Source organism: Pseudomonas sp. MB-090624, from assembly GCF_003205245.1.
GTDB lineage: Bacteria > Pseudomonadota > Gammaproteobacteria > Pseudomonadales > Pseudomonadaceae > Aquipseudomonas > Aquipseudomonas juntendi.
This window is the reverse complement of sequence record NZ_QJRK01000008.1, coordinates 62,533-83,152: the sequence shown is the minus strand read 5'-3', so window position 1 is coordinate 83,152 and position 20,620 is coordinate 62,533. Positions and strand designations below refer to the sequence as shown.

At 58.0% G+C, this 20,620-nt stretch carries 26 protein-coding genes; 16 read left to right on the top strand and 10 right to left on the bottom strand.

Going from position 1 to position 20,620, the window contains the following annotated elements; genetic code table 11:
- Positions 1-5: 5 nt before the first annotated feature.
- The 4 genes from purU (at position 6) to pabB (ending at position 4,520) form a co-directional block, all read left to right on the top strand.
- Positions 6-902, top strand: a complete 897-nt coding sequence (purU, locus tag DMX12_RS06335) for a formyltetrahydrofolate deformylase (RefSeq protein WP_009683817.1) — start codon at positions 6-8, stop codon at positions 900-902.
- A gap of 225 nt (positions 903-1,127) precedes the next feature.
- Entirely contained in the window at positions 1,128-2,474 is a 1,347-nt protein-coding gene (locus DMX12_RS06330; RefSeq protein ID WP_016715860.1) for a gluconate:H+ symporter, read from the top strand.
- Positions 2,475-2,569: 95 nt separating this feature from the next.
- Positions 2,570-3,133 (top strand): 2-amino-4-hydroxy-6-hydroxymethyldihydropteridine diphosphokinase, encoded by a 564-nt coding sequence (folK, locus tag DMX12_RS06325; RefSeq protein WP_009683814.1) that lies wholly within the window; start codon positions 2,570-2,572, stop codon positions 3,131-3,133.
- A gap of 43 nt (positions 3,134-3,176) precedes the next feature.
- Positions 3,177-4,520 carry an aminodeoxychorismate synthase component I gene (gene pabB / locus DMX12_RS06320; RefSeq protein ID WP_009683813.1) on the top strand — a complete coding sequence of 448 codons (1,344 nt, stop codon included), beginning with the start codon at positions 3,177-3,179 and terminating at the stop codon, positions 4,518-4,520.
- A 5-nt stretch (positions 4,521-4,525) separates the two neighbouring features.
- Here pabB and DMX12_RS06315 read toward each other — a convergent pair whose 3' ends face one another.
- The 7 genes from DMX12_RS06315 to DMX12_RS06280 all read right to left on the bottom strand — a co-directional run bounded on the left by DMX12_RS06315 (position 4,526) and on the right by DMX12_RS06280 (position 10,064).
- Positions 4,526-5,209 (bottom strand): serine acetyltransferase, encoded by a 684-nt coding sequence (locus DMX12_RS06315; protein WP_009683812.1) that lies wholly within the window; start codon positions 5,207-5,209, stop codon positions 4,526-4,528.
- Positions 5,210-5,584: 375 nt separating this feature from the next.
- Entirely contained in the window at positions 5,585-6,388 is an 804-nt protein-coding gene (istB, locus tag DMX12_RS06310) for an IS21-like element ISPst3 family helper ATPase IstB (protein WP_009686136.1), read from the bottom strand.
- The gene (gene istA, locus DMX12_RS06305; RefSeq protein WP_110676733.1) at positions 6,381-7,880 is read right to left on the bottom strand and encodes an IS21 family transposase; all 1,500 of its coding nucleotides are present in this window, start codon (positions 7,878-7,880) and stop codon (positions 6,381-6,383) included. Before istA ends, istB begins: the two co-directional genes overlap by 8 nt.
- Before the next feature lie 170 nt (positions 7,881-8,050).
- Complete coding sequence (locus tag DMX12_RS06295; protein ID WP_031642852.1) at positions 8,051-8,431, bottom strand: hypothetical protein; 381 nt, start codon at positions 8,429-8,431, stop codon at positions 8,051-8,053.
- 24 nt (positions 8,432-8,455) lie between these two features.
- Positions 8,456-9,364, bottom strand: a complete 909-nt coding sequence (locus DMX12_RS06290) for a SprT-like domain-containing protein (RefSeq protein ID WP_366945892.1) — start codon at positions 9,362-9,364, stop codon at positions 8,456-8,458.
- A gap of 68 nt (positions 9,365-9,432) precedes the next feature.
- Positions 9,433-9,711 (bottom strand): HU family DNA-binding protein, encoded by a 279-nt coding sequence (locus DMX12_RS06285; RefSeq protein WP_009683795.1) that lies wholly within the window; start codon positions 9,709-9,711, stop codon positions 9,433-9,435.
- 65 nt (positions 9,712-9,776) lie between these two features.
- A complete protein-coding gene (locus DMX12_RS06280; RefSeq protein WP_131201113.1) occupies positions 9,777-10,064 on the bottom strand; it encodes a hypothetical protein in 288 nt (95 codons plus the stop codon).
- A 418-nt stretch (positions 10,065-10,482) separates the two neighbouring features.
- Between DMX12_RS06280 and DMX12_RS06275 the strand changes: the two genes are divergently transcribed.
- From DMX12_RS06275 to DMX12_RS06220, 12 genes are all read left to right on the top strand, one after another.
- Entirely contained in the window at positions 10,483-10,767 is a 285-nt protein-coding gene (locus tag DMX12_RS06275; protein ID WP_009683793.1) for a hypothetical protein, read from the top strand.
- 8 nt (positions 10,768-10,775) lie between these two features.
- Positions 10,776-11,708 (top strand): recombination-associated protein RdgC, encoded by a 933-nt coding sequence (gene rdgC, locus DMX12_RS06270; protein WP_023118078.1) that lies wholly within the window; start codon positions 10,776-10,778, stop codon positions 11,706-11,708.
- Between the two features lie 5 nt (positions 11,709-11,713).
- The gene (locus tag DMX12_RS06265; RefSeq protein ID WP_009683791.1) at positions 11,714-13,789 is read left to right on the top strand and encodes a DNA cytosine methyltransferase; all 2,076 of its coding nucleotides are present in this window, start codon (positions 11,714-11,716) and stop codon (positions 13,787-13,789) included.
- Positions 13,779-14,009 (top strand): hypothetical protein, encoded by a 231-nt coding sequence (locus DMX12_RS06260; protein ID WP_009683790.1) that lies wholly within the window; start codon positions 13,779-13,781, stop codon positions 14,007-14,009. Before DMX12_RS06265 ends, DMX12_RS06260 begins: the two co-directional genes overlap by 11 nt.
- Complete coding sequence (locus DMX12_RS06255; protein WP_009683789.1) at positions 14,006-14,542, top strand: hypothetical protein; 537 nt, start codon at positions 14,006-14,008, stop codon at positions 14,540-14,542. The genes DMX12_RS06260 and DMX12_RS06255 overlap by 4 nt, the downstream gene beginning before the upstream one ends.
- The gene (locus tag DMX12_RS06250) at positions 14,539-15,222 is read left to right on the top strand and encodes a hypothetical protein (protein WP_009683788.1); all 684 of its coding nucleotides are present in this window, start codon (positions 14,539-14,541) and stop codon (positions 15,220-15,222) included. The genes DMX12_RS06255 and DMX12_RS06250 overlap by 4 nt, the downstream gene beginning before the upstream one ends.
- Positions 15,223-15,230: 8 nt before the next feature.
- Positions 15,231-15,650 carry a hypothetical protein gene (locus tag DMX12_RS06245; RefSeq protein ID WP_009683787.1) on the top strand — a complete coding sequence of 140 codons (420 nt, stop codon included), beginning with the start codon at positions 15,231-15,233 and terminating at the stop codon, positions 15,648-15,650.
- Positions 15,651-15,678: 28 nt separating this feature from the next.
- Entirely contained in the window at positions 15,679-16,155 is a 477-nt protein-coding gene (gene ssb / locus DMX12_RS06240) for a single-stranded DNA-binding protein (RefSeq protein WP_023118079.1), read from the top strand.
- A 73-nt stretch (positions 16,156-16,228) separates the two neighbouring features.
- Positions 16,229-16,648, top strand: coding sequence for a hypothetical protein (locus DMX12_RS06235; protein WP_033690665.1), 420 nt, complete (start codon positions 16,229-16,231; stop codon positions 16,646-16,648).
- Positions 16,645-16,893: an AbrB/MazE/SpoVT family DNA-binding domain-containing protein gene (locus DMX12_RS06230; protein ID WP_009684309.1), complete on the top strand. Its 249-nt coding sequence runs from the start codon at positions 16,645-16,647 to the stop codon at positions 16,891-16,893. The genes DMX12_RS06235 and DMX12_RS06230 overlap by 4 nt, the downstream gene beginning before the upstream one ends.
- Positions 16,890-17,243, top strand: coding sequence for a type II toxin-antitoxin system PemK/MazF family toxin (locus tag DMX12_RS06225; RefSeq protein ID WP_023118080.1), 354 nt, complete (start codon positions 16,890-16,892; stop codon positions 17,241-17,243). The genes DMX12_RS06230 and DMX12_RS06225 overlap by 4 nt, the downstream gene beginning before the upstream one ends.
- The gene (locus tag DMX12_RS06220; RefSeq protein WP_009684311.1) at positions 17,240-17,962 is read left to right on the top strand and encodes a hypothetical protein; all 723 of its coding nucleotides are present in this window, start codon (positions 17,240-17,242) and stop codon (positions 17,960-17,962) included. The genes DMX12_RS06225 and DMX12_RS06220 overlap by 4 nt, the downstream gene beginning before the upstream one ends.
- A gap of 50 nt (positions 17,963-18,012) precedes the next feature.
- Here the strand turns inward: DMX12_RS06220 and DMX12_RS06215 are convergent, their stop codons facing one another.
- The 3 genes from DMX12_RS06215 to dnaB all read right to left on the bottom strand — a co-directional run bounded on the left by DMX12_RS06215 (position 18,013) and on the right by dnaB (position 20,524).
- Positions 18,013-18,465: a hypothetical protein gene (locus tag DMX12_RS06215; protein ID WP_009684312.1), complete on the bottom strand. Its 453-nt coding sequence runs from the start codon at positions 18,463-18,465 to the stop codon at positions 18,013-18,015.
- A 236-nt stretch (positions 18,466-18,701) separates the two neighbouring features.
- Complete coding sequence (locus DMX12_RS06210) at positions 18,702-19,151, bottom strand: hypothetical protein (RefSeq protein WP_015026481.1); 450 nt, start codon at positions 19,149-19,151, stop codon at positions 18,702-18,704.
- A gap of 26 nt (positions 19,152-19,177) precedes the next feature.
- Positions 19,178-20,524, bottom strand: a complete 1,347-nt coding sequence (gene dnaB, locus DMX12_RS06205) for a replicative DNA helicase (protein WP_009684314.1) — start codon at positions 20,522-20,524, stop codon at positions 19,178-19,180.
- Positions 20,525-20,620: the final 96 nt, after the last annotated feature.

Genomic DNA, 20,620 nt, shown 5'->3' with positions numbered 1-20,620 from the left:
CCCAAATGACCAAGACTAAAAATAATTATGTACTGCGAGTAACTTGCCCTTCGATCCGTGGCGTCACAGCTGACATCACCAGCTTCTTGTCTTCTCGCGGCTGCAACATCCGCGACAGCGCACAGTTCGACGATGAGAGCACCAACCACTACTTCATGCGTATTACCTTCCGTTCGGAAGAAGGCCAGTCGCTTGAAGATCTGAGAAAAGAGTTCCAACCCCTTGTTGATAAATACAAGATGGAGTTCGAATTCTTCGATGAGCGCGCCAAGCGCAAAGTCATTCTGATGGTTTCCCGTTTCGGCCATTGCCTGAACGACCTGCTGTATCGCTGGGGCATCGGCGCCCTGCCAATCGATATTGTCGGTGTGATCTCCAACCACCTGGATTTCCAAAAGGTGGTCGAAGGGCATGGTATTCCCTACCACCATATTAAGGTGACCAAGGAGAACAAGGCTGAAGCTGAAGCAGCACAGATGCGCATCGTCCGCGAGGCGGGTGCAGAGCTGATCGTACTCGCCCGTTACATGCAGATTCTGTCTGACGAAATGTGCCAGCAGATGTCGGGGCGGATCATCAACATCCATCACTCGTTCCTCCCGTCGTTCAAAGGCGGCAGCCCCTACAAGCAAGCCTTCGAGCGAGGCGTGAAGTTGATCGGTGCAACCTCTCACTTCGTCACCGCCGACCTGGATGAAGGCCCCATCATCGAGCAAGACATTGTTCGAATCACCCATGCGCAAAGCCCAGAAGACTATGTCTCCTTGGGTCGAGACGTAGAAAGCCAGGTGCTGGCACGGGCCATTCATGCCTACGTGCACGGGCGTGTGTTCATGAACGAGAACAAGACGATTGTGTTCCCGCCGTCGCCTGATTCGTACTCCTCTGAGTCTATCGGTTGAGATGAGCGCGTCCCGCGCTCGTTTCGCCATAGTACCTAAGTGTTTGATCAAAAATTGGTGTAGGTGACTTGTACCCTCTTGGACGTCAACCCAAGGGGGTATTCCTACTCGTAAAAATTGAAATTGCAAGTTGAAGTAAGCCATGCCTAATCAATAAAGCTTCGGCACTTTACCTATCTCATTTATAGCTGCCCAAATAAAGAAAACAAGGTGCGAGGCATAGAAATGCAAGATACAACTTGGCTGTTAGGAGTTCTGTTTTCCTCCATTGCACTGATCATCTTCTTGATCATGAAAGTACGACTTCACGCTTTCTTGGCGTTGATAATCGCGTGCTTTGTCGTCGGCTTCGGCTCCGGCATGCCGGCAACTCAAATCGTCAAATCACTGGAGTCGGGAATAGGCGGAACCCTTGGGTTCCTGATCGCCATCATCGGGCTCGGCGGCATCTTGGGCAAAATGCTTGAGGAGTCAGGCGGGGCCGAGCGGCTGGCCAAGACTCTTCTCGACAACTTGGGATCAACACGGGCCCACTGGGTCATGGCTATCGTCGGCGCTATCGCTGGCATTCCTGTGTTCTTCGAGGTTGGATTCGTACTTCTCATACCTTTGGTGTATGTGGTGGCCCGCGAAACCAAGATCAACTTGATGTTTCTTGGGATCCCACTGGCCATCTCTCTGATGACCATCCACTGCATCCTCCCCCCCCACCCGGCTGCCATGGCCATCACTGGTATGCTACATGCCGATGTAGGTACCGTGATTCTTTACGGCCTTATGGTCGGCATTCCGACCATGATCATTGCCGGGCCCATCTGGGTGAGTCTGTTCTGCGGAAAAGCAGCGAGCGAAAAGCAGCAAAGCTTCTTGGAGTCGCACGGAAAGCACTTGCCTGCTGAACGGGCACTCCCAGGCATCGGCATTACGCTGATGACCATCGCCTTGCCACTGATCCTGATGGTCTTCAAAACCGCTGCTGCTGGCCTACCGGCTGACTCTCTGGTACAGCATGTCGCGCAGTTTGTGGGCAACCCACTGACCGCCCTGATGATCTCCGTCGCCTTTGCCTACTGGTCTCTTGGCTTGCGCCAAGGCCGCACCATGCAGCAACTGCTAGAGATTACCCAACGCGGTTTCCCAGCGCTTGCAAACATCATCTTCGTGATCGGCGCCGGCGGGGCTTTCAACGCCGTCCTTATCGAGAGCGGCGTTGGTAAAGCGATTTCGAACATGCTGGCCGGCACTGATATCAACCTGATCATCCTGGCATGGTTCATCGCATGGCTGATGCACTTCGCCGTGGGCTCGGCAACTGTGGCCATGGTAAGCGCTGCGAGCATGATCAACCCAATGCTGGCCGCTGACCCTCACCTGAAACCGGAAATCTTGGTCGTCGCTATTGGCGCCGGCTCCATAGGCTGGGCACACGTCACCGACTCGGCATTCTGGGTCGTGAAGGAGTATTTGAATGTCTCGCTGTCGGAGGCACTCAAGAAGTTTACCGGAGGAACCGTTGTTGCCTCCCTCGTTGCACTCCTGGCCACCCTGATACTGAATTACTTCCTAGGTTGACTTTAGCCATTTGCCATTGACGGCCTCCTTTCCCAACCTATTTGACGCCAAGCGGAATGGACGTCAAATAGGTAAGCACCTGGTGAATTGAAACTATGCCAACACATTATGTTTATCTCGGCCTTGGCAGCAATGTAGAGCGGGAAATCCACATTGATATGGCCCTGTCGATGCTTGAAGAACACATCGACCCTCTGCGCCGTTCGCCTATCTATGAAAGCGCCTCGATAGACCCTCGACAATCCCCGTTTTACAACCTGGTCGTAGGGGGCAGTACCGACCTCAGCCTGGCCGAACTCAACGCGTGGATCAAAGACATCGAACTCCTTCATGGGCGAACCAGCAGCACTCAACGCTTCATTCCCCTTGATATCGATATCTTGCTGTTTGATGACCTCGCGGGCCTCCATGAGGGGATAGAGCTCCCCAGAGCAGAAATTCTCGACCGGGCGTTCGTGCTCTATCCGTTGCAGCAACTGGCCCCACACCTCAAGCACCCAGGCCTCGGCATTTCATTCGCCGAGTTGTGGCGTCAGTTGCAGCCAGGGCCTCAGCTGTCATCTGTACGTTATCCCTTCGGTGTCAGCTCGTTTGCTCTTACAGTGCAAGCCGGGAGATTTCCGCTACCGGGTGATCCCTGCCAGCTCGCAGCGATATAGCCCGATCAACGATCCACACGTCTTGAACTCGCTGGAGCCTTGTATGCAGCCTTTTCACGTGCATCCTCTCCCTTACTTGGCAGACCCCACCGTCTTTTTCGCAGTTATCCGTAATGCCCCTGGGGCTGTTCTCTTTGACTCTGGTCGCCCAACGTCCCAACGAGGCCGCTACGATCTGATGAGCGCCTGGCCGATCAGAAGCTTTCAACCGTATGAAGGTGAGTCTTCAGCAGCATTCGCAGAGCGTTTACGGGCTGCGCTCAAGAGCCTCGGGCATAGGCGCCCAGATGAAGAGTTGCCATTCACGGGCGGCCTCATGGGGTATCTCAGCTATGACTTTGGCCGAGCAGTGATTGGTCTCAAGCCGTCGGAGAGGGTGCAGATCCCAACTGCCCTTATCGGTCTATACACCTGGGCCCTAGTATCAGACCATCAAACGCGCCAATCACGACTGATCTTCAATCCGGCTGTAAATAACCAGGAACGCAAAAGCATCATTTCGCTGTTTCAATCGGGCACGACAAGGAAAACAGACGAGCCTTTCACATTGGGCGCCAAGTTTACTCCGACCGTTACCTACAACGCTTACGAAAATGCCATCTCCAGCATCCATGACTACATCGCAGCGGGTGACTGCTACCAAGTGAATTTCACACAGAAGTTCTTTACCAGCTATTCGGGCAATCCATGGCGCGCCTATGAAATCCTCCGAAACCATTGCGCAACCCCTTTCGGTGGCTACATCAACCTGGGTCAGCATGACGCCATAATGAGTTTTTCACCCGAGCGCTTCATTCAGAGCATCAATGGGCGGGTTGAAACTCGACCTATCAAGGGCACGATGCCTAGGGGCCGGACAAGCGCTGAAGACCAACACTACGCAGAAAAACTGGCAGCCAGCGAAAAAGATAGGTCTGAAAACCTGATGATCGTTGACCTGCTTCGTAACGACATCGGGAAGAACTGCAGATCCGGCTCAGTCAGCGTCCCTGAGCTGTTCAGCATCGAGTCATACCCAAACGTTCATCACCTGGTCAGCACTATCCAGGGCGAGCTAGCCGAGGGCAGAGATCCGATAAACCTGCTGTTCGATGCGTTCCCCGGTGGATCGATCACGGGTGCACCGAAGAAGCGCGCCATGCAAATCATCGATGAGCTGGAAGCGACTGAGCGCAGCATCTACTGCGGCTCTATGTTCTATCTCGACACAGCCGGCCATATGGACAGCTCGATCACCATCCGGACACTGCTCGCCAACAGTGGGACGATCAGTTGCTGGGGTGGTGGAGGGATAGTGGCCGAGTCGACCGCCCAGGGTGAGTATCTAGAGTCCGTGACGAAGATCCGAAACCTCCTGAAGTGCCTGGAGAGCTACTTTCTACCGTAATCAACCTAGTTCACGACATCAGCAACAGATTCAGTGAACAGGGTGCACTCCGGCAACGTGACGCCCTTCTTGACGATCACGCCTCCACACAACACTGACTGAGCGTGAACAGTGACGCCCCGCTTCAACACCGGGCTTTTGCATGCCCCTACAGGGCTGCGAAGGACGCTAACCGCATTCCAAAGCGTGACATCGTCTTCGATCACCACACCGTCATCAATCACCAAGCCTTGGCCATGGCGGACAACTACACCTTTGCCGATCTCCGCGCCAGGATGAATATCGATTCCCCACACCTGAGCAGCCCAGTTCTTCAACATCATGGCGTTGTGGTGTTCGAGATTGAGCCAGAGCATATGACTGATGCGATAGAGCTGCAGAGCCTGGAAGCCTGCACAGGAGGACAGCGCGACATAGTGATCGACACAGGACGGATCATCTTTTACGAAACGCTCGAGATCAGCTGCAGACTGCACAGCGATTGCCGGCTCAGAGCGGAGCAGCGCCGTCAGCCAGGCCTGCAGCTTGTCTCCGCCCAGGTGCCTCAAGCTGAACCCGAGATTGGCGCCCAGAGCTGCCTCGAAGCAGTCATGTTCGAGAACGCGGTACTCCACATTCCATCGCATAACGGGGTTCCAGCCCGCAAACTGCTCAGCTTGTTGCCTGAGCGAACGCCATACCTTGCTCATGTGGCCTCATGAATTTCAGAATCAAGGAGATGATGAGTTAATGTGGCACGTAGTTCCACAACAGTATAGCTTAAGTTTCCTTAAGCATTAGGTAAGAATAGCTTACCAAAAGGAGGAACCTACCCAAGCCTTACGCTGATGAGTAATTTTGAAGCATTAAGGATGTGAGGTGCCGCAGCGCTGTTGGCGCTGATGGAAAATTGACCCACCCTGCCGATTGAAATTTGACCCAGGGCGGATTGCTGATTTTGTTACCAGCAACTGTGGATAAGTCTACCAGCGCAGCTGCTGTTGCCCCCACTCCTTCGCTAGCCCAGTTCAGTTGTTTAAGACCTGCCACACGCAGCCATGTAGCAGGCCGTCGTCGCCATGAAATCAGAACGGCTCATCGTCCTCCGGTTCTTGGCCGCCCTTACGCTTTCGCTCCCGTGATTTGATCTTGGCCTGGGCCGCCAAGCTACTGTGTTGCAGGCGATAGGACTCGTTACCGGTTTCGACGATGTGGCAGTGGTGGGTCAGCCGATCCAGCAGGGCGGTGGTCATCTTGGCGTCGCCGAACACGCTCGACCATTCGGCGAAGCTCAGGTTGGTGGTGATCACCACGCTGGTGTGTTCGTACAGCTTGGACAGCAGGTGAAACAGCAACGCACCGCCAGCCTGGCTGAACGGCAGATAACCCAGTTCGTCGAGGATGACCAGATCCATGCGCAGCAGTGCCTGGGCGATCCGCCCGGCTTTGCCGTCGTGTTTTTCGCGCTCCAGCAGATTGACCAGATCGACCGTGGAGTAGAAGCGCACGCGCTTACCGTGCCGGGTGATGCCGGACACGGCCAGCGCGGTGGCTAGGTGGGTTTTACCGGTACCTGGCCCACCGATCAGCACCACGTTCTGCGCGGTGTCGGTAAAGCTCAGATTGGCCAGCTCGCTGATCAAGCGAGCGTCGGCGCTGGAGGCGCTGAAGTCGAAGCCGGCCAGATCGCGGTGCATCGGCAGCTTGGCCATGTTCATCTGGTGGCTCACCGAGCGCATGGCGCGATCTGTGTGCTCTTGTTTCAGCAGGTGTTCGAGCAGCCACTTGGACGAGGCTGTGTTCGACTCACCCTGTGCAGTTAACTCCGCCCAGGCCGTGGCCATGCCGTGCAGGCGCAGCTCCTTGAGTTCCGCCATCAAATCACGCATGACCGACCTCCTCGGCCTGGCCACGCAGGCGGTCGTAGCGCGCCGTGTTAGCGACGGGGGCTTCCTTGAGCGACAAGTGGGTTTCGACGCTGGGTGGTGGTTCGGATGCTGTCAGCCGTGCCACGACATTGAGGATGTGTTCGGCGCTCAGGCTGCCGCTCTCCAGTGCCAGCTCAACGGCTACCAGCACGGCATCGAGTCCGGCGACCGGTACGGCAGCCAGGACTTGCGCCATGATCCGGTCACCGCCGGCATGACGCCCCAGACCGTGCTTAAGCTGACGCAGCGGCGCTGGCAGATCAGCAAAGGGCGCTCCGTTGCGCAGCGCACCGGGCTTGCGTTCGATCAGCGGGAGGTAGTGCTGCCAGTCATAGCTGACCTGGTCGCGATCCAGCAAGCGGACATGGCTGGCAATCAGCGCATCATCGGCCACCACCTCGATTCGCGTCGGATACAAACGGCTGCTGACCCACTTACCCGCGTACTCACATGGCACCGAGTAGCGGTTGCGCCCGACGCTGACCAGGCAGGTGCTGGAGACCCGCGCAGGCCGCTCGACGTAACCGTCGAATGGCGCTGGCACAGGCATCAGTTCAGCGCGCTCCAACTCCAGCACTTCGGCCACACTCAGCCCGCTGTATTGAGGGTGCGTCAGCTCGTTCCAAAGCGCGCGGCAGCGCTGGCCCAGCCAGGCATTGAGTTCCTCGAAGGAGTGAAAATGACAGTCCTGGGCGTCTAGCCAGATGCGCCTACGGCTGTCTTGCACGTTCTTTTCAACGATGCCCTTTTCCCAACCAGCGGCGACGTTGCAGAAGTCCGGATCGAACAGGTAATGCGCGCACATCACCGCAAAGCGCGCATTCACCGTCCGGCCTTTGCCCTTATTGACCTTGTCGACGGCCGTCTTCATGTTGTCGTAGATGCCCCGGCGCGGCACGCCGCCCAAGGAGCCGAACGAGCGTGTATGGGCGTCAAATAACATCTCATGGCCCTGGCTCGGATACGCCACAAGCCAGAACGCACGGCTGGCACACAGCTTCAGATGTGCCACCTGCATACGCCGGTAAATGCCGCCGACCAGCAAGCCTTCCTCGCTCCAGTCAAACTGAAACGCCTCGCCAAGAGCAAAGGTCAGCGGCACAAAGGCCTGCGACGCCTTGCCCTGTCCCCCTCGCCAGGCACGGATAAACGCGGTGAGCTGGCTGTAGCCACCGTCATAACCTTCGGCTTTGATTTGCGCCAACAGCGCCTTGGCACTGCGCCGCTGTTGCTTGGGCCGCAGCGAATCGGCTTTTAGCGCCTGCTCCAGCGTGGCGTGAAAAGGGCTGAGTTTGTTGAAGATCGCGCGGCGTTGGTAGACCGGCGGCTTGGCCTCAGGTGCTCTGACCCACTTGCGAATCGTGTTGCGCGCCAACCCGGTGCGCTTGGCTATCTCATGCAGCGACAGCTTGTCGCGGAAATACATCCGGCGGATTTTGCCCATCATTTCCATACTGATCACCCTGTGTTCTCCTGCTCAAAAATTGAGCAGAAGCAGTTGAGCACCTGGGTCAGTTTTCAGTCGGCAGAACAGTCTCTACTGGGTCAGTTTTCGGTCAGCGGCAACACTCTTGAACTGCTCGGGAGTCATTCTGTCAGCCATAAGAGCCCCTTCCGCCTGAGTCAATCATTGAGCTCGACAACGGCAACGCCAGTACCGACCACCGCCTGGAAAGCAGCAGCATCCAGCGCTTGGTATTCGCCGCGGTGCAGGTGGACACGAATCACCGGGTCAGCTCCGCCAGAAGAGATCAACGCCAACGAACGCTCTAGCAATTCGCGCAGTTGCTCGGTCGGTCCGCCCTCAGGACCTGCAAGACGGGTATAGAACACTGCAGTGTTCTCAACGGTCGGTTTCGCCTTCTCGGCCAGTAGCGGACACCAGGTGTCCGGCCCCATGATCTGAATGCCGGCCTGATGGAAAACGCCCGATGCGGTTTCCAGGGTGAACTCATGAGTCGCTCCATACTGCATAGTCTTCTCCAGTCTTTTGAACATCGCCATGGGGCCAACAGTTTGAACTGAGGTTCAATCAGCAGCAAGAGCTTCCTGGGTAGAGTCTGCAGACAGCTCCAGGACAACCAAGCGCTCCTCGCATTCCTCACAAATAACTTTCAACCCTGGCTTGCCCCACATGTTTAGCCGGCAGCCTGGGCAGGAATATTTCAGCCTGTTGCTCCTGTCACCTGGTTGCCTCACTGACACATCGAGACTCGCCACTGCTGCTGGGGCCTGATAGGCCAGGGCGATAGCCGGATCCAGCTCGTCAGCTATTTCGTCTACGCCGGCGTCCAAATCATCGTCCCCCTGGTAGTCCTGACTTGCCGGAGGCATCAGCGATGCTGGCATAAGCGACATCGGACGCGATGGTCCCCTCACGTCGACCGGGAATCGGTCCATCCACGAGATGGCGAACCCTCTTTTCAGCAACTCCCGGGTTGCGACATCGAACCGACCGCCAGGTATGACGTAGTCGTTCATCGACTGCCCTACCCTCTTGCCGCCAGGCTTGCCCGTGTCGGAGGGCATCAAGCCCAGAGCCTCCATTTTGTTGGCCCACTCTGTGTTGTGGTAGCAGGCTCGACTTGGCTTTCCAAAATGGTATTGCCAGAGGTGCACCATTTCATGCACTAGCGTCTGTAGGATCTCGACCAGGGGAATCACTGCGAAGTAGTCGGGATTCATCGCAATCTCATCCGCCTTGATCCCATCGCGGCGAATGAAACGGGCCTGAGAGAAATACCCCATGGTCCGCTTTTCGCGCTGATATGTGATCAAGCACGCCGGCAGCCGCTCCTGGCTCGCGAACAAATGGTCATTGTAGAAATCGTAGGCAGCCTGCAGCTCTGCATAGGCTTCCTCGGTCGGCCGTCTGTGGCTCACCAGCACCCCCGCTGCTTGCAAGTCTGTAATGTGCAATACAGAAAAAACATTCAAGTCTCTGTATTGTGCAATACAGAAACCACGCCTGAAACAAGGCCCCGAAGGGCCTGGCTCTACATCTATTACTGAGCGTTCACTGCACGCTTCAGCGGTTCCCCCGGGGTGAATCTCACCGCCTTCCTGGCTGCCACAGTCACAGGCTCACCAGTATTCGGGTTGCGTCCGTTTCGCGCAGCACGGTCGACAACGCTGAACACGCCGAAACCGACCAGGGAAATACTCCCTTGACTGACCAGCGCACTCTGTATACCAGAAAGCACGGTATTCACGATTTCCGATGCTTCTGCCTTGGTTAACCCGTGTTTCTCGGCGACAAGCCCAACAAGCACAGCCTTGCTCATCCTCCGCTCCTTTGTTCGTCCTGGCTCAGTTCCAACGGAAAACGCCTCACAGCCGCGGCCAACACTCAGGAAGTCGCGCTTTCCGTGATTCCAAGCAGCTTGTTGATGTCTGCTGGCCTACAGCCAGCATACTCTAGAAGTTGATCTATTGCAGGGTACCTCTCGCCCTTTTCGGCTTGGTAGCGCTGAATTGTGGCATCCAGCACGAGCATTGCTGCAGATATCGCCAGTGACTGCTGCCGCTGCTTACCCGGCGCTCGCGCAGGAATTTTCAGCGTTACCTGGCATTTCTCGAAATCGAGAGCCGCATCGCCTACGAGGACGCAGGAAATCTTCAAGTTGTCTTCACCCACGTCAAAACCTCCGCGCACTATGACAATACGCATTAAAACCATTTTTCCACCAAACCGCCACTCTACTTCTCTCCCTCATCACTGAAAGCTGCCTGCGCGATACCTCGCCAATGACCGCTGAAACGGCCTCAGGCCGCCCTAGACATGGTGTAAATATGTTATTTACACCATGTCTAGCAGTTATAATACAACGAAAGTTGACAGATGCCCGCCCATTCGCTCAAATCAGGCGCGGATAGTCTAACGATAGTCAAGGCATGGCCAGGTGATTGGCTCACGTTGAAGCGTTACCGGTGATCGGAGCAGGAAATCCCTGCTTCGGTAGAAATCAGCCGATTTTCTAAATTTCCTTGCATCGTTGTTATTTTTGCGTATTGTCTGCGATTATAGCACAACGAAAGTCAAAAGGAGATCACGCATGAAGCTTTCGCAGCTCGCCGGGCTCTGGTCGAAGGACAGGGGGTTTATCCAGTTCTTGAACGAAGAATCTGCTTTCCGCTCGGAAAGCTCGCCATTTGGTCTGGCCAGCGGTGATCGGGATCCCGCTGACCTGATCCGTGCCAAATGCTCGATTTCTTCCCGCCGGGACCTGGACACCGACAAGGCAGCTGCTGCGATCTTCAATCGCGAATTTCGTCACCCGTACATGGCTTGGGCTGCAAAAACCAGTCGGACTCAGCAAGCCATCCGCACAACGTTCTAGGAGCTGTCATGTTCTTCTCTAACCTGTTGCTTTACCGCCTGACGCAAGACCTCGCGAAAGATCTTGGAATCGATGGCGAATCGCTCGCCCATGCGTTGAAGTCGAAGCCAGCTCGCGCCTGCGGCAGCCAAGAACTCACTACCTACGGCTTCATTCCTCCGCTGGGCAAAGGTGAAGATGCTCCGCTCGTGCACGAAAGCAGCGGCTTCTACCTAGTGGCGGCTCGGAAAGAGGAACGCATCCTTCCCGGCAGCGTCGTCCGTGACGCATTGACGGAGAAAGTGGAAGAGATCGAGACCGAGCAAAGCCGCAAGGTCTACAAGAAAGAGCGCGACCAACTCAAAGACGACATCGTCCAGGCGTTCCTCCCTCGGGCCTTCATCCGCAAAGCAACTACCTACGCCGCGATCGCTCCAGCTTTGGGACTGATCATCGTGAACGAGTCGAGCGCCAAAAAGGCCGAAGATCTCCTCTCGACACTTCGCGAAGCTGTGGGCTCTCTGCCGGTACGACCGATAGCGGTGAAGGTGGCCCCCAGTGCCACTTTGACCGATTGGCTGAAGAACCAGCAGGCCAGCGAAGGATTCTTCGTCCTGGACAACTGCGAGCTAAGCGACACCCACGAGGAAGGCGGCACCGTTCGCTGCAAACGTCAGGACCTGACCAGCGACGAGATCCAGAACCACCTTTCCGCAGGCAAGCTCGTCACGCGGCTGTCGTTGGCCTGGAACGACAAACTCAGTTTCACCCTGGACGAAAAACTCACCGTCCGCGGTCTCCGCTTCGAAGATCTGCTGCAGGAACAGGCCGAGCGCGATGGAGGCGACGATGCTCTATCCCAACTCGATGCCAGCTTCGTTCTGATGATGCTCACCCTGAGCGAATTCGTTCCGGAGCTGCTGGATGCCCTGGGCGGCGAAGAACAGCCGCAGGGGATCTGAGCGATATGACTGCCTATATTCACCCCAAGATCCTTACCCGCGAGATTCGCCATTTCCACCTGTTCTGCGGGCTGGGCGGTGGAGCTAAAGGTTTCAACAAAGCCAACCCTCGCGTAGGGAACCTCCAAGGCAAGTTCCGCTGCATCGGTGGCATCGACGTCAACGCGGCAGCAATCCGGGATTTTGAACGCCTCAGCGGATCTCGCGGAACCGTCCTCGATCTCTTCGATCGTGATCAGTTCAAGGACTTCCACGGCAAAGAGCCGCCGCGGGAGTGGCGCGAAGCCACTGCGGCAGATATCCGTCATGCGGCCGGCGGCGAATACCCCCATATCGTCTTCCTCTCGGCCCCCTGCAAAGGGTTCAGCGGACTGCTGTCGGAAAACCGCAGCAAGACCGCCAAGTACCAGGCATTGAACCGTCTAACCCTACGTGGCGTATGGCTGATGCTGGAGGCCTTCCAGGATGACCTCCCGGAGCTGATCGTTTTCGAGAACGTGCCTCGCATCCAGAATCGTGGCCGCCGCCTCCTCGATCAGATCGTTCAACTGCTGCGCCGCTACGGGTACGCCACTGCCGAGACGACGCACGATTGCGGCGAGCTCGGTGGCCTCGCTCAATCCCGTAAACGATTCCTGCTCGTCGGCCGCAACATCAACAAGGTGCCGGACTTCATCTATGAACCTGTGAAAAAGTCGCTTCGTTCGGTAGGCGATATCCTGGGCCGTATGCCTCTCCCCGGCCATTTCGACGGCGGTCCAATGCACCGCGTACCGAACCTGTTTTTCAAGACTTGGTTGAGGCTGGCCTTCGTTGAAGCGGGCAAGGACTGGCGATCGCTGAACAGGCTGAATGTCGAAGACGGCGTGCTGACCGACTACTTAATCGTACCCGAGCAGACCTGGCGCGATGGTGCCCTTGGTGTTCACCGCTGGGATTCCCACGCCGGGACCGTTACCGGGCGTGCCGAAGCCACCACGGGGCGATTCAGTGTTGCGGACCCACGCCGCTTCGACGCCATGCACAACGGCATTCTGGGCGTTCACGAATGGGCAGATCATTCCGGCACCGTCACGGGTAATTCCCGGCCGATGACTGGCGCCTTCGCTGTCGCGGATCCGCGACCGGAAAGCAAAGCCGAGTATGCGCAGTATGGCGTCATGCACTGGGGAGACACTAGCGGCACGGTGACCAGCCAGCGCTCGCCTGGCCAGGGCACCTTCAGCGTGGCTGACCCGCGCCTGTCTGCAGACAGCAGCACTCACAAGAACGTCTTCCGCGTCGTCCGCTTCGATCAAGCGTCCGGTACCGTTACCAGCGGGCATGGTCCAAGCTCAGGCGGCCAGGCAGTGGCGGATCCTCGTCCAGGTTGGAATCGCCACAGTAACAACCTGGCAGTCCTGGAATGGGAGAAACCCTCGTCCACAGTCATTGCCGGCGGCAAGGGCGTGCAAGGTGGCCAACTCTCCATTGCGGATCCTCGCTATACCAACTGGCATCCTGGTGCGAGCAGCCGAAAGCTCGGCGTTACACGCTGGGACGAAACTTCTGGTTGCGTCATCGGTGCCCAGCAGGTTGCGTCAGGTGCTCTCGCGGTCGCTGACCCGCGCCCGGGCCTGGACCGCAAGAAAGGCGACAACTACCTGACTGCCGGTCACTACGGCGTGGTCCCTTGGGACTCGCCTGCAGGCGCGGTATCCGCAGCAGCAGGCCATGACAACGGATCCTGGTCGGTAGCTGACCCAAGGATCCCTGCAGATAACGAGCGCGTTGTGGCTCGGATCATCGCCCCTGACAACACCTGGCATCGTCCCTTCACCACGCTCGAACTCTGTGCGCTCCAAAGCCTGATCGAGCCGGAAGAGTATCTGGAACTCGACGGGCTCTCCGATGGTGACTGGAGGGAGCGGATCGGCAACGCGGTGCCCCCGGATGCAGCCGAAGCGATCGGCGAGGCGTTCGGTACCACCCTACTCCTGGTCTGGAGCGGGCAGACCTACTCAATCGGCAAAACCCCAATCTGGGTACGCAACAGCCTCGCAGCGCTGTCCGTTGCCCAAGGAGATTTCAATGTCCAGTAACCATGCCAACGGCCGTATTCGCTACTTCGTCAACGACACCTCGCGCAAGGCACTCGCGGCTGCAGGGCGAGGCCCTGCGCGAGAGGCCCTGGAGAACGGTTTCCGAGAGGTATCCCAGGAAGAGCATCGCCAGTTCACCGCAGAGAATGCCCGCCTGCTGCAGGCAGTCCTCTCGAACGTAACAACGTACCTTCCACTAAAGGAAGAGGTTGCGGCATGACCCAGGTATCGATTCCTGAGCAGCAGCTTCGTCTGCTGCATCACACGCTTGGCCTTCGCCCCGACCAACGCGAGTCGCATCGGAACCATTACTTGGCCGGACCAGGGCATTACGCGATGCCGGATCTGGAGGCGCTGGTCAAAGTGGAGTTGATGGTTGTCGGCCGGACACCGGCATTCTGCGACCCCACCGACGTGGTGTTCCACGTCAGCGAGGAAGGCAAGCGATATGCCTTGCAGCATTTGCCGCTGCCGCCGAAAAAGACCAAGTTCGCGGAATACCTCGACTGGGACTGCTGCGAAAGTTTCGGCGATTGGTTGCTTGGCGGGATGAAGCCAAAAGTCGAATGGCGCGAAAGCGGAGGGAAATTTGAGTACCGCATGTACCGCTGTCGGCATAGCGAACAGCACTCGGAAGTGAAGGGAGAGTGGTGTCGCACCCAGAAAGATGCCAAAGCCAGCTACAAGTCCGCCCTGCGGCAGCACCGCCAAACCATGAGCCAGATGCGCTCGGCAATGCAGAAGGCCGCATGAAGCCCTCCAATCAGCCCGACTTCACCCACCGCGATCTGTGCGACATCGCGGTGAAATGGCTTCAACGGCCAAACAGCGCCGGTGGTCCAGGCTGCCATGTTGCTGTCAGTGAGTGCCGCACGGGCTGGACCGGGGAAATTCCCGACGCAATCGGCTTCCGCGCCGCGGGATTCGAAGACGGATCCATCGTCATCGAATGCAAGGTCAGCCGCTCTGACTTTCTCGCGGATCGTCGGAAGTCTCATCGGGTGTCGGGAGGCGTCGGCAACTGGAGATACTTCTTGGCCCCGGCCGGTGTGATCCAGGCGGACGAACTCCCTCAAGGGTGGGGCCTCCTGGAAGTGAACCGACGTGGCCACGTCAAAGCCCTCGCGGGCGTAGCCGCCTATTACCGGTGCGGCTACGACGAGCTGCGAGAGCAAACCGCCGTGTGGCGTCACGAGGCCGATCGTGACCGCGAGCAATTCCTCCTGGTGAAGGTTCTTCATCGCGCCGGCAATCCCGAAACGGCCAACCGGAATCTGCAGATCGCCTTCACCGAGAACCAGCGCCTGAAGCAGCGCGTCAACGAGCTCACCGAAGAGATCCGCTCCGACCGCCTACGCCGGTTCTCCAAACCGCCTCGAAACGAACAAGCAACGCCCCGATCGACCACGCGCTCCGTCCCCTGCGAACTGTGAGGTAACAAATGAGCAGCTTCGTCAATGTCATTTTCCGATTGCCCGAGGATCCGGCCGAGGCCCGAGCCTTCTTGGACTCCATCGGGGAAGCCTTCGAGAACGACAAACCCCTGCAGGGTGCGCTGATCAGCTCCGCCTCTCTACTTCCCCAGGACGGCAGGGTAATCGCTTTACCCCCGATTTCTGCGCCTGACCTGCTCGCTCCCGGCCTGCAGGTAGCAGGCGCGATATTCCGCCAGATCGCGCAAGCCTACCGACGCGACCATGAGCGCCTGGTGGCAGCAGGCGCTGACCCACAGAGCAACAAACACCTGCTGGACGCCGAGATGATCATCCGCATCGCGCTCAAGCAGATGAATCAGGAGACCGAACGTCTCCTTTACAAGGCATCCGGCGAGCACGCTGAGGCCGAATCTTCCTCCACCTGAGCTTCACTCATCCGATAGGAGCAACACCATGGCACGAGGCGTCAACAAAGTGATTCTCGTCGGCAACGCCGGCGGCGACCCGGAAGTCCGCTACACCCCGAACGGCAACGCCGTAACGAACATAACCCTGGCCACCAGCGAAAGCTGGAAAGATAAGCAGACCGGCCAGCAGCAGGAGCGTACCGAGTGGCACCGCGTAGTGTTCTTCGGCAAGATCGCCGAAATCGCGGGTGAGTATCTGCGAAAAGGGAGCCAGTGCTACGTCGAAGGCACTCTCCGCACCCGCGAGTGGGAAAAAGACGGAGTGAAACGCTACACCACCGAGATCGTCGTCGACCAGGTGAATGGCCGACTTCAGCTGCTCGGCGGTCGCCCTCAAGGCCAAGGCGAAGAGCCCGCTCAGCGGCCGCGACCGCAGACCCCACCGCCGTCGCAACAAGGTACTCCGCCAGACTTCGACGACGACATCCCGTTCGGGCCGCTACCTTACCTCGCAGGGGCATAAAGCGTAGCTGGTAGTTTGATTTCCCCTGCGCAGGGTAATAACATTGTTAGCACCTTGCGCAGGGAGAACCAATATGCCGGATATCACTCCGAACACTGCCGTAAACCACCCTCAAGCACTCAGCCTACGAGCAGCTGCAGATCGAGTCTGCAGTTTGATCAGCGCCTCGCCGATAGAGCGTGGAGACCAGCTCGAAGCATTCGTCTCCGAGCTCACACCGGAACATGCGCAGATCTCCTTCAACTTCCAGGGGGGAGTGGTTCAAGGCCATCTCAACCTGACCCTACGATCAATCCCACCGAGGATCTGGGTGCAATTCCCAGTACCTGGCCACGAGCCGACAGCAATATCTGGTGACGGGGTGGATGCACAGGCGTCGACGCTTGCGGAGCTCGTCCGCAAGCAAATGGCAAAACGCCCACCTGTCTCCGAGCGATTCAAAGCGCTCCAGGCGCAGCGCAACCGCCTTTCGCAAGAGGCTACAGAACGTTGAAAACGACTATCCGTGCGATTGGGAATTCTCAGGGCATCACGATACCCAAGCCGTTGCTGGCCGAACTCGGCGTAAGCCTTGGCGACCCTGTAGACGTCTCCTTCAAAGATCAGACCCTGGTGGTGTCCAAGGTCGCTACCGAATACGACCTCAGCACGCTAGTCGCCCAGTGTGACCTGGAGGCCCCGGAGCCGCCGGACATCCACTGTTGGAGAACATCCGCGCCGGTAGGAAACGAAGCATGAGCAAGCGCCCGCAGCATCAATTCGACCGCGGTGACATCGTCTCCCTGGACATGGGTAGCGCTTCAACGCAGGTGGCCTGTAAAGCGCTCGTGCTTTCCCCAGCAGCGTACAACGCCCTGGGGCTCGCCCTAGCCGTTCCTATCACCGAGCACGACAGCAGCCGCTACGCCGGCTTTGCCGTCGCGATCGTCCTTCCGGGGCGCACGCCGGCGAGCGGGGCAGCCTTGGTCAACCTGGTGCGGCCGGTGGATCTTGCTGCAAGAGGTGCGAAGCTGCTCGGGAAGGCACCCCAGACAACCATAGATGAAGCCCTGCAGCGCCTGCAGGCGGTTGTTGGGAAAGACCAATGAGCAGCGAACCCACGCTTCGGCAACGCACTGGTGTTGTCATCATGGCAGTTCACCCAGCGCTTGGCCCGCTCTACTGGGAGTTCGTATCCGAGGCCAGCGTGGGTGGTCCTGATTACCACTCGATCACCACCCGCATCGACAGAGCTCTGCTTCTCGCCCCTGACTGGCGTACATCCTCCACTTTCAGGCTGCACAGCAACCATATGGAACGTGTTCTGCGCGATCAGGTGACCGTCGTAGACGACTTCGACCCCGACGGCGGCCCCTGGTCCCAGATCGATTTCGAGGGCGAGCTCAGTGCCCTGCACTCGCAATCAGGTCAAAGTGATAAAGAATTTCTGGATTGGATACGGTCTGCCGAATGGGGTGATGCCCCCGGTCCAATCGTAATCGAGAGGCTGGTTGATCATGGCTACTTCTATGAGTGGGAACGATCAAGTATGAGTGACGCACTTTCGCATCGAGGTCCGGTCGACCTGACAGTGGTGTACGGCGATGGCGGCCAGGCGAATCGCCCGGCCGCCGACGTCGTGATCAGCCGCGTCGCCGCCGGCGAAACAGTCGCAGTGCTGCTTGATACCGCCTTGGGATTCGCGATGCTCAGCCGCGGGGATGTGAAGCGGGCTCGTCTCGTTCTGCCAGACGGCGCGGTTATCGCCGGCAACGTCGGCGAAGTGTCAGCGGACTATTTCGAGCTGATTGAAGATTGGCACCAGTAGCACCTGGTGCCTGTGGGCTGGCAACCACCAACCAGGGTGGATAGGTCCACTCACTTCAAGGTCTGAAAGAACACTCGATCGGCAAAATCCATTTCCTTGTGCACTTCCCAGGCCTTGGTCACCAGTTTCACGTCTGAGTGTTTCTTGATAAACCACTGCTTCTGCCCTTCGGCGAGGCTCTCCCACCAATCCACGGCCTCGTCGTAGTTCGGGTGCATGGAATCGGCGATCTGCTCTGCAGCGGTCGGCTCCCCGGGCTCACGCGCCTGGTCCATCAGATCGAACAGACGCTCCATCGTCATGGGCACTTTCGGGAGGTTGGATTCCAACTTGTAGCTATAGTGGCTCTGCGCAGTGCGGGAGCCACTACCCTCACTGGAGAGCCCGAGGTTATCGAGGATGCCCTGCAGGACTTCTCCAATAAGCGGTTGATCTTCTTTTGCGAAATCCAGCTCAATGGTCAGCTTCGCCTTGATGCGATCCGGGATTTTTTCATCGCTCATTTTTTGTTTCCTGCTCGATCCTGCGAAGTAAAAAAAGTGGTCGGAGCCGCGAAAACCGCTCCGAGAGCGGAAGGATATTACTGTCACTTGCGAGGCCGGCAAAGAACCCTCGCCACCAGTACGTCCAGCGCTCTGTAGGTGTTGGCTCTGGATCTCCGTAATGGGCATGAGCTTCTTCCGCAGAGGCCACGCTGTAAGCCGCATAGTCGAATGCTGCCGCGAGCCGCGGCCACCTGCTACCCATGGCTCCCTCGTGGCACAATCCGAATCCAGCTCTTGCGGGCCTGGTATTCAGAGAAGGGATGGCAATGCACGCCAGGCGGCGCCGAACTGAAGCTCGGCAGATCGAAATCCGGATCATGGAGGACAACACCGAAACTCGTGTGTCGCTCAGCCACGACCCAATGCCAGTTCCGGCTGGCAGTGCCCTGGCCGTTGTTTACAGCCACGATGCCAAGGCCTTCCACTGCATCCCAGGTGCTCCAGCGCTTCAGCTCAGACTCGATCCCGAGGAGCGCCAGAGCGTACTGCATCTCTGAGAAATTGGTGGCGAGGGGCCGCTTCTTGCGAGCACCTATGCCATTGTCGACGAACAGCTGTCGCACGACACCGTATGGTTTGCCGGAAACCATCGCTGCACAGGCCACCCCGCACCCCAGGCGATCCCGCTGCATCACTTTCTGCACGCGGCAACTCTGTTCCCAGCAGCTCATCAATCGAAGTTCCGAAATTGCTCGGCCGAGAGCGGCACAAAACGAGTTTCCTTGCCAATAAACGCGGTCCGCACGGTACCGGTTTCACCGTTCCGGTGCTTGCCGAGGATCAACTCGGCAACCCCCTTGTACTCAGTGTCCGGGTTGTAGACCTCGTCTCGATAGACGAACATGATGATGTCCGCGTCCTGCTCGATCGCGCCGGACTCCCGCAAGTCTGCGTTCACAGGGCGCTTGTTGGGCCGCTGCTCACACTGGCGGGACAACTGCGATAGCGCGATGACGGGGCAATTGAACTCTTTGGCCAACCCCTTCAATGCCCGGGAGATCTCCGCGACCTCCTGAGTGCGGTTCCCCTCGTAGCCTGGGCAGCGCATCAGCTGCAGGTAATCAACCATGATTGCCGCCGGCGGACCGTACTTACGGGCACCACGCCGAGCCTTCGCTCGTAGCGATGTCGGCGTAAGGTTCGCGGAATCGTCGATCGCCAAACGGTCCTGCATACCCTGAAAGACACCAACGGCTGCCGTCAGCTTCGGCCAGTCTTCATCCTGAAGCTTGCCCCGCAGCAGCGCCTTCAGGTCGATACGCCCCAGCTGGGCGAGGAATCGGAACTGCAACGCCCTTGCCGGCATTTCCATGCTGTAGATCTGGATCGACTTCCCGGGAGAAGCGTCAAGGATCGGCTTGGCCCAGTTCATCACCAGGGACGTCTTGCCCATCGAGGGACGCGCCGCGACGATGATCAGATCTGCAGGCTGCAGGCCGCCAGTCATTGCATCCAGATCGGGCAGGCCAGTAGGAACACCCGTCACCTCCGTTTCGGAGTTGAAGTTGCTATCGATCTCGTCGATGACGGCGCTCAGGACTTCGCCCATGTCGGCAAAGTCCTGGTCGCGTTCATCCTGGCTGAGACCGAACAGGGCGCGCTCCGCTTCTTCATGAACCAAGGCTACGTCGGCCCCAGGCTCGTAGGCCTGCCGGCTCATCTCGAAGCCGATGGAGATCAAGCGGCGCAGATGGGCTCGCTCAGAAACGATCTTGGCGTAGTGAACGATGTTCGCGACCGAGGGAGTATTTTTGGCGAGCTCGGCCACGTAGGCCAGGCCTCCCCAGCCAGACCGCCCTTCCAACACCTCACACACCGTCACGATGTCGAACGGTTCGCTACGGTCCGCCAACTCCAAAATCGCTTCGAAGATCTGGCGATGATCGTTCCGGTAAAAATCCTCCGGGTGGACTTTATCCGCGACCAGATCCCAGGCCTTGTTATCCAGCAGCAGACCACCAAGGACGCCTTGTTCGGCCTCAATCGAGTGCGGAGGCACATTGAGCTGTCTTTCCATTGTTCAGGAACTCCTCATTAGCTCGAAAGAATACGCCATCCGACATACAGGATCACGCCAACAACAACGCAGATCAGGACCTGCCACCTCGCTCGG